4 protein-coding genes and 1 tRNA gene are annotated in these 8,345 nt (G+C 56.5%); all 5 read left to right on the top strand.

From position 1 onward, the window contains the following. Positions 1 to 116: 116 nt before the first annotated feature. The 5 genes from QZ298_RS08430 (at position 117) to QZ298_RS08410 (ending at position 8,220) form a co-directional block, all read left to right on the top strand. The gene (locus QZ298_RS08430; protein WP_296008032.1) at positions 117 to 3,440 is read left to right on the top strand and encodes a SusC/RagA family TonB-linked outer membrane protein; all 3,324 of its coding nucleotides are present in this window, start codon (positions 117 to 119) and stop codon (positions 3,438 to 3,440) included. Between the two features lie 31 nt (positions 3,441 to 3,471). Next, positions 3,472 to 5,157 (top strand): RagB/SusD family nutrient uptake outer membrane protein, encoded by a 1,686-nt coding sequence (locus QZ298_RS08425; RefSeq protein WP_296008030.1) that lies wholly within the window; start codon positions 3,472 to 3,474, stop codon positions 5,155 to 5,157. A gap of 27 nt (positions 5,158 to 5,184) precedes the next feature. Then, a complete protein-coding gene (locus tag QZ298_RS08420; RefSeq protein ID WP_296008027.1) occupies positions 5,185 to 6,132 on the top strand; it encodes a putative zinc-binding metallopeptidase in 948 nt (315 codons plus the stop codon). Between the two features lie 25 nt (positions 6,133 to 6,157). After that, positions 6,158 to 7,501 carry a DUF4302 domain-containing protein gene (locus QZ298_RS08415; protein WP_296008024.1) on the top strand — a complete coding sequence of 448 codons (1,344 nt, stop codon included), beginning with the start codon at positions 6,158 to 6,160 and terminating at the stop codon, positions 7,499 to 7,501. A 646-nt stretch (positions 7,502 to 8,147) separates the two neighbouring features. Beyond that, a tRNA-Phe gene (locus tag QZ298_RS08410) sits at positions 8,148 to 8,220 on the top strand. The last annotated feature ends 125 nt before the right edge of the window (positions 8,221 to 8,345 follow it).

Here is an 8,345-nt window from a genome sequence, read left to right as displayed (position 1 = left end):
TTTTTATTTTAAAATACTTCCTCGACCGGGGGTGCGCAACGGTTGGGACGGTGGCTGGAATAAAGGGTTGCAAAATGCAACAGTTGTAACACGAAACCTCTAAAATTAAATTGTGCATGAGAAAAATTTTCTTTTTACTAATCGTCGCTAATCTGAGCGTGCTCAGTGCGCTGGCCCAGATTAGGATATCGGGTACGGTGATCGATGCCGAAGACGGAACTCCGATCGTCGGTGCAACCGTCACTGTGAGAGAGACTTCGGTCGGAACTGTTACCTCGGCGCGAGGCGATTTCCAGATCACGCTGCCCGCCGGGAAAGACCTGCTTTCGGTCTCGTTTCTCGGATACGAGGAGAGCCAGGTTGCCGTTACGAAAGGAATGACCAACATTACCGTGAAACTGGCCAAATCGTCGACCAAGATCGACGACGTGGTGGTAACCGGTTTCAAGAATGCCAAGAAAGAGACCTTTACCGGTTCGTCGGTCAAAATCAGTGCCGATGATATCGCCATCGCCGGCGTCAGCGACGTGAGCCGCATGCTCGAAGGCCAGGTGGCCGGCGTCTCGGTGCAGAACGTGTCGAGCACGTTCGGTTCGGCGCCCAAGGTGCGCATCCGCGGCGTGACGTCGCTCAGCGGCGAGAACAAGCCCTTGTGGGTAGTCGACGGCGTGGTGCTGGAGGATGTGGTCGAGATTTCCAATGACCAGCTCTCCAGCGGCGACCCCACGACGCTGCTGGGTTCGTCCGTGGCCGGTATCAACCCTGCGGACATCGAGTCGTTCGACATCCTCAAGGATGCCGCTGCAACGGCCCTCTACGGTGCCCGCGCCATGAACGGCGTGGTGGTCATCACGACCAAGAAAGGTAAGCAGGGTGCCCCGCGCATCAACTATACGGGTAACTTCACGATCCGCACCAAGCCCCGCTACTCGAAGTTCGACATCATGAACTCCGCCGACCAGATGGCCGTCTATTCGGAGCTGGAGCGCAAGGGCTTGCTCAACCAGGATATCGTCAACGCCTCCAACTCGGGTGTCTACGGTCTGATGTACAACGCCATCAACGCCTACGATCCCGCCACCGGCTTCGGCCTGGCCAATACGCGCGAGGCAAGAAACGCCTTCTTGATGAACTACGCCAAGGCCAACACCGACTGGTTCGACGTGCTTTTCACGCATAACCTCCTCCAGGAGCATTCGCTGAGCATCTCTACCGGTTCGGATCGTTCGCGTACCTACGCTTCGATCGGCTTCCTGAACGATGCCGGCTGGACGGTGGCCGACAAAGTGAACCGCTACACGTTCAACTTCCGCAACGAGTACGACATCAGCCGCAAGATTTCGGTCGGCTTCCTGGCCGTGGCTTCGCTGCGTCAGCAGGAGGCGCCGGGTTCCTACAAGCGCGAGGTCGACCAGGTAAGCGGCGAGTGGTCGCGCGATTTCGACATCAACCCCTTCAGCTATGCCCTCAACACCAGCCGTGCGGTGCGTCCGTACGACAACGACGGCAACCTGGAGTATGTGACCATGAACTTCGCTCCTTTCAACATCCTCAACGAGCTGCGCGAGAACAAGATCGAGCTGAATGTGATGGACGCCAAGATGCAGGGCGAGTTCAACTATAACATCGTCAAGGGTCTGCGCTTCAACTTTACCGGTATGCTGCGTTATGTAAAGAGCGACCAGATCCACAAGATTACCGAGCGTTCGAACGTTGCCGGCGCCTATCGTGCCGACGGCAACTCGACCATCCGTTCGCGCAACCGCTTCCTCTGGACCAACAAGGAGGATCTGGGCGCCGAGCCGGTGTCGGTCATGGAGCGCGGCGGTTTCTACGACACGGCCAACAACACGCTGCTCAACTACGAGGTGCGCGCTTCGTTCGCCTACAACAAGGTTTGGGACAACAACGTCCACACTCATGAGCTGAGCGCTCTGGCCGGTACGCAGATCAAGTATCTCGACCGTACGAGCGAAACTTCCACACAGGCCGGCTACCAGTATTATATGGGCGGCGTGGTTTACAACAACCCGCTGTTCTACCGCATGATGAGCGACCGCCAGCGCGACCTTTTCACGTCGGACACCTACCGCGACCGTTTCGCCGCGTTCTACCTCAACGCCGACTATGCTTTCGATCGCCGCTACTCGATTTCTGCCACGGTGCGTTATGACGGCACCAACTCGCTGGGTTCCTCGTCCGATGCCCGCTGGCTGCCTACCTGGAACTTCGGTGCCAAGTGGAACATCCAGAACGAGGCTTTCCTCCAGGATGTCGAGTGGCTCAATGTCTTGAGTCCGCGCGTGAGCTACGGTCTGACGGCCAGCATGCCCAACGCATCGAACGCCGCTGCGCTGTTCTACAATTCGCAGATCTATCGTCCCGGCTTTACCGAGAACCAGATTACCATCGACGCGCTGGGCAACAAAGACCTCACGTGGGAGAAGAGCTACCAGTTCAACGCCGGTATCGACATGGCGTTCTTCGACAACCGGTTGAACTTCTCGTTCGACTACTTCAGCCGTAAGAGTTTCGACCTGATCGACGTGGTAAAGACCCCCGGCGTGGGCGGCTTTACGTGGAAACTGGCTAACTTCGCCGACCTCGACGCCCATGGCTTCGACATTACCCTGGGCGGTACGATGATCCGCACCAAGGACTGGAGCTGGTCGGCCAACATCACGTTCGGTTATTCGACCAACGAGATCAAGAATGCCCAGAACATGCCCGCCGTTTATGAACTGGTGCGCGGCGAGGGCGGCAACAAGAACGGTTATCCCGTCAACTCGCTCTTCTCGATTCCGTTCTCGCGGCTCGATCCCGAAACCGGTATTCCGCTCTTCATGAATGCCGACGGCGAGGAGACCACCGACATCTACATGCAGGGCACCGAGACCGAGTTCCTCAAGTTCGAGGGTACGGTCGATCCCAAGATTACCGGCGGTTTCAACACCACGTTGCGTTACAAGAACTTCTCGCTCAATGCGTTCTTTACCTACCAGTTCGGCAGCAAGATCCGTCTCACGCCGGCCTACGCCGCGCAGTACAGCGACCTGGATGCCATGTCCAACGAGTTCAAGAACCGCTTCCTGATGACCGGCGACGACCTTTCTCCCGCCATCACGGACTGGGTGCACCAGTCGATCTCGCTCGGTTCGAACAACTATCCGTATGTCAACTACAACTATTCGACGGCTCGTGTCGTGAAGGGCGACTTCATCCGTCTGAAGACCGTTTCGTTGAATTACGATTTCTCGCCCGCGTTGGTCAGCAAGTCGCGTTTCTTCAAGACCGCAGGCATCCGTCTGACGGTCAAGGATCCCTGGCTGCTCTACTCCGACAAGGCGCTGAACGGACAGGATCCCGAGTTCTTCAACACCGGCGGTGTGGCCATGCCTGCCACCACGCAGTTCACGCTGTCGTTGAACCTCGGCTTCTAATTACGCACGAAACATAAAATATACGATGAATATGAGAAAATTGATTATAGCGTTGTCCTTGGCGTTCGTCTCGTTCGGAATTGTCGGTTGCGGCGATTTCCTCGATACGATGCCCGACAACCGCACGCAGATCGACAATCTGGACAAGGTAAAGGCGCTGCTCGTGTCGGCTTACCCCTATCGTTTCTACGCCTCGACGCTCGAACCCCGCTGCGACGGCTATACCGACCTCGGAGCTACGGTTTCGGGTTCGCAGCCCGGCATCAACTTGAGCTTCCAGTATACGAACTACCGCTGGGAGGAGCACACCTCCATCGAGGGTGCCGACGACAACGAGGCCTACTGGACTGCCTGCTACAAGGCGATTGCCGCAGCCAACCATGCGCTCGCCGCGCTCGACGAGATGGGCAATCCTAAAGGTTCGGAGGCTTACCGCGCCGAAGCGCTGCTCTGCCGCGCCTATGCGCACTTCTGCCTGCTGACGATCCATGCCGACTTCTTCGACGAGGCCAACCGGGCCACCAAGCTCGGCATTCCCTACGTTACCGAACCGGAAGACGAGGTTTACAAGCACTATGACCGCGGTACGGTGGCTTCGACCCTGGAGAAGGTCAAGGCCGACCTGGCCGAGGGTATGGCCCACATCGGCACGGGTGCCGACCACGACCAGCCCAAGTTCCACTTCTCGGGCGCTTCGGCCCGGGCGTTCGCCGTACGTGTGGCTCTCTTCGAGCGCGACTATCCTACGGTCATCTCGCTCGTCTCGCAGCAGATTCCGCAGCCGTCGGTTTTGGTAGGTTTGCAGAATGCTTCCGGGCCGCTGGTCAATGCCGACGGTACGCCGGTGCGGATTCCCCATCCCAATCAGGACGTGGCTTTCCTCTACTGCGGCGCCAATTTCTACAACTGGGACAACTACCGCAACATCGCGGGCGGTTCGCAGGGCATCGGTTTGAGCTTTACCGATCCCAAGTCGCCCCACGTGCTGCTCTCGTGCGAGCCTTATTCGCTCTTGCATCGCATTACCTATTCGAATGCGTTTACGCGCTACAACTATTCGGAGAAGGCGATCGGCGCTGTGATGGGCGACAACGCCACGGGCTACGGCTGGAACTTGCCGGCCTACGGTTTCTCGTCGGCCAACTCGCCGTCGTACGTGCCCAAGATGTACGAGGACTTCAAGTCCGACGACGACGTGACCGGTCAGCCGCACGTGCGTTTGAGTCTTTTCCGTCAGGAGGAGTTGATCCTGGCCCGTGCCGAGGCTTATGCCATGACCGGCGAGTACGACAAGGCGATCTACGACCTGACGATGTACGTGCAGAATCGTGTGGGTGCCCAGATCACGGCCTGCTACCTCTCGCGCGACAAGGTGGTAAACTACTATGCCGAGTCGCTCTCCATGCCGGGCAACTACCTGATGAACAGCTTCAACGCCGGCCGTTTCACGACCGATCCCAGCACCTACGAGGGCCAACTCCAGCGCTCGCTGATGCTCATGGTGCTCGACACCCGTCGCACGGAGTTCCTCTACGAGGGCATGCGCTGGTTCGACATCCTGCGTTGGAACATTCCGGTGGAACACCGCATGATTACGGGCGAAACCAGCACCCTGACCCCCGATGACGATCGTCGCGTGGTGCAGCTTCCGCGCAACGCCGAACTTTCGGGCTTGCAGATGAACCCTTATGACCACATTCCCAATCCCTGGAATTAGTTTGCCGCAACATAAATTTTGAATGATATGAAAAAGATAAGAATAGTATACGTGCTGCTGTCTGCGGTGCTTTTGCTGGGCGCTTTCTCGTGCCGGGAAAAGGAGACGATCGCCGACGACCTGGTAATCCCCGGTCTGGGCGGCACGGAGGAGACCGCCAATGAACTCGACAAGTGGCTCTACGAGAATTTCACGCTTCCTTACAACATCGAGGTCGTTTACCGCTGGGATGCGGCGCAGATGTACTCCAACATTACTACTTCCCGTCTGGTGCCGGTCGAGTTCGACCTCGTGCAGCCGATGATGGCCGTCATCCGCGACGTGTGGTTCGATCCGTTCTTCCAGGCTGCGGGCAGCAAGGATTTCTTGTGCCGGCTCGCTCCCAAGAAAGTCGTGCTGGTCGGCAGCCCCGAATACCAGGGCGGGTCGATCAAACTCGGCCAGGCCGAGGGCGGTCGCAAGATCCTGCTGATGAACGTCAATACGTTCGATGCGCAGAACGAAGAGCAGGTAAGGTCGTTCCTGCATGTGATCCTGCACGAGTTCGGACACATCATGCACCAGACGATCATGTTCGACAAGTCGTTCCAGGACATCAGCGCCGGATTCTACGATTCGTCGGGTTGGAAGAACTACGACGTCGGCAAGCCCAACTACAACAACCCGGAGGCTTTCCAGCGCGGTTTCACGCGCAACTACGGCATGAACAACAAGGACGACGACTTCGTGGAAGTTTTCTCCATGGTGCTGGTTTACGGCAAGGATTGGTTCGACAACGTGGTGTGCGCCACGGCTCAGCAGTCCACCATTACGGATGCCTACGGTGCCCTGACCCAGAAACTCGCTTTGGTGGAATCCTACATGCGGGATACCTGGGGGATCGAGATGTTCGACGACGAGATGGGCAACAAGGGTCTCGAAACCTACGTCCAGGAGGCGATCGCTACGGTGCTGGCCACTCCTCCTACGGAGTAATGTTTAATCCTAAAATTTGCAGAACATGAAAAAACTGTCAAGTATATTGCTTTCCCTCTGCGCGGTCGTGTTCCTGGCGGGTTGCGAGGAAAAGGTCATTACCATGGACGGCAGCGCCGATGCGCGGGTCGATGCCATGATCAAGAGCTACATCGACGAACTGGCGTCCGCCGAGCACGGCTGGATCGCCGATGTGATGACCGACGAGGGATACTACCGGTTCTACATGACTTTTACCGACGACAACAAGGTAACCATGTATACCGACAACATCAACTATCCGTCGTTGAACGGCGTGCCCAAGACTTCGACTTTCAACATCCGTTCGTTGCAGCGGCCCACGCTCTCGTTCGACACCTATTCCTATCTGACGATCATCAACGATCCGGACAACAACATCAGCGGCGGTTCGGGTAACATGGGACTCGGAACCGACTTCGAATTCGAGATCGACAGCTATGCCGACGGCGTGTTCTCCCTGACCGGCCGTGTCAACCGGGTCGACGCCTCGCTGCGCAAGGCTACGGCCGAGGAGGAGACTTCCATCAAGGCCGGCGGTCTGATGGCGGTGCTGGTCGACGTCATTACCTACAAGCAGGGGCTGAACTGCCACTTCCCGGTGGGCGACGCCCAGGTCAACGTGCTGTTCAACGGCCGCTCGAACACTTTCTTTTATGAGGACGAGTCGGGCAACGTGACCGAGACGACGTGTTTCACGCAGATCGAGCAGAACAAGGATGTCGATCTGGTCGAGCCGGTCGTCATCGCAGGCAAAACCATTACCGGATTTGCCTGGAAGGCAGATACGCAGTCTTACAGCGCCATTGTCGACGGTGCCGAAGTCGCTGTCGAGGATCAGGTCGATCCTATTTTCCCGCTCCACCAGATGCTGGGGCCGGGCAAGCTCTACACCGTCATGCAGACCGTTTTGCAGATGTTCCCCTCGATGGCGCAGGCCGACAACCAGTTCGGTTATCATATGATGTCGGCCTACCAGTTCCTTACAACTCGTTTCGGTATGCCTTTGAACGTCGTGCAGTTGGAGTTTACCACCTCCGAATCGGGACAGCCGCGCTTGATTATGGCTTGGCAGGTAGGCCGCTTCATGGGCTACTATACCTACTATCTTACCTTCAACGAGGAGGAGGATCAGTTTACGATCACGAAGATGACTTTCGAAGACGACTCCATCGGCAACGGTCAGGTATTCTACCAGGGTGCAGCCAAGACTTTCGCCGATTTCTGGGTCGGCAAGACATTCAAGATCGAATGGACGCCTGTTACGTTCGGTTCCTATGTCATGGGTCAGCTTTCGCTCGTCGATGACGGCGGTATGCCCGCCGAATGGTACGGCGCTCTCTTTTCTTGAGTAGTCGTCCGTGATAAGTGTTTTATCCTTGGTGCAGGCTGCCTTTTCCGGGCAGCCTGCTTTATTATAAATACTTATAAGGGGTATGCACTCTTTGCGAGGCTGCCGGGATTTGGCAGAGTTTTGAACGGGTATTTGCAGGTAGAGGCAGTGCTTGATGGGGTTTATACTATGCTCCGATGGGATGTGCGGGGCTTATGAGATGGTTTGGCATTTTTTGCGGAGTTGGGGGATTGCGGGATTGGAGCCTGGATTAGATTGATCCTTGCTTCTCGCCACGCTTATTTTGGATTCGAGGATGTTGCTGGTCTCTTTTACTTGGGGGGCGATAAGCAGGGAGAGTGGTTTTATGGCATATCCTTTGTTCGAGGTGCTTCAGGGATTATAAAGCCGCTTTTTTGCAAAAACATATCGGCGTCTGGATTTCCGCGTTTATCGCAGCTTTCGGGCCGTGCGGGCCGCAGCCTTCCTTGGCGGAGACCCGCAAACGTGCTCCGCAGCCTGCGGAGCAGAGTAACAAGGAGGGGATCTTGCGGATAAACATATTGAAAAATTACGAATTTTTCCGAGATTCTTTTGCAGATTCCGATTTTTTGCCTATCTTTGTGCCACGATAATTACGGAATGTTCCGTCTTTTTCGCGGATGGTGCCATAGCTCAGTTGGTAGAGCAAAGGACTGAAAATCCTTGTGTCCCTGGTTCGATTCCCGGTGGTACCACGACTTGTTCGGCTTGCAGCGATGCAGGCCGAATTTTTTGTTTCGCTCTTTTGGGGGCAGGGGCTGCGGTAGGAATCCGCAGTTGCTTTTCGTTTCCCTTTTCGTGGCATGGGATTTGTCCGTCG

The sequence above is a fragment of the uncultured Alistipes sp. genome, from assembly GCF_910580175.1.
Classification (GTDB): domain Bacteria; phylum Bacteroidota; class Bacteroidia; order Bacteroidales; family Rikenellaceae; genus Alistipes.
Note: the sequence above shows the minus strand (reverse complement) of the source record. Positions and strands in the feature narration are given on the sequence as shown.

What these genes read in the sequence shown, in the direction of transcription:
- QZ298_RS08430 (WP_296008032.1), top strand. Translation starts at nt 117, where the DNA reads ATGAGAAAAATTTTCTTTTTACTAATCGTCGCTAATCTGAGCGTGCTC.
- QZ298_RS08425 (WP_296008030.1), top strand. Translation starts at nt 3,472, where the DNA reads ATGAGAAAATTGATTATAGCGTTGTCCTTGGCGTTCGTCTCGTTCGGA.
- QZ298_RS08420 (WP_296008027.1), top strand. Translation starts at nt 5,185, where the DNA reads ATGAAAAAGATAAGAATAGTATACGTGCTGCTGTCTGCGGTGCTTTTG.
- QZ298_RS08415 (WP_296008024.1), top strand. Translation starts at nt 6,158, where the DNA reads ATGAAAAAACTGTCAAGTATATTGCTTTCCCTCTGCGCGGTCGTGTTC.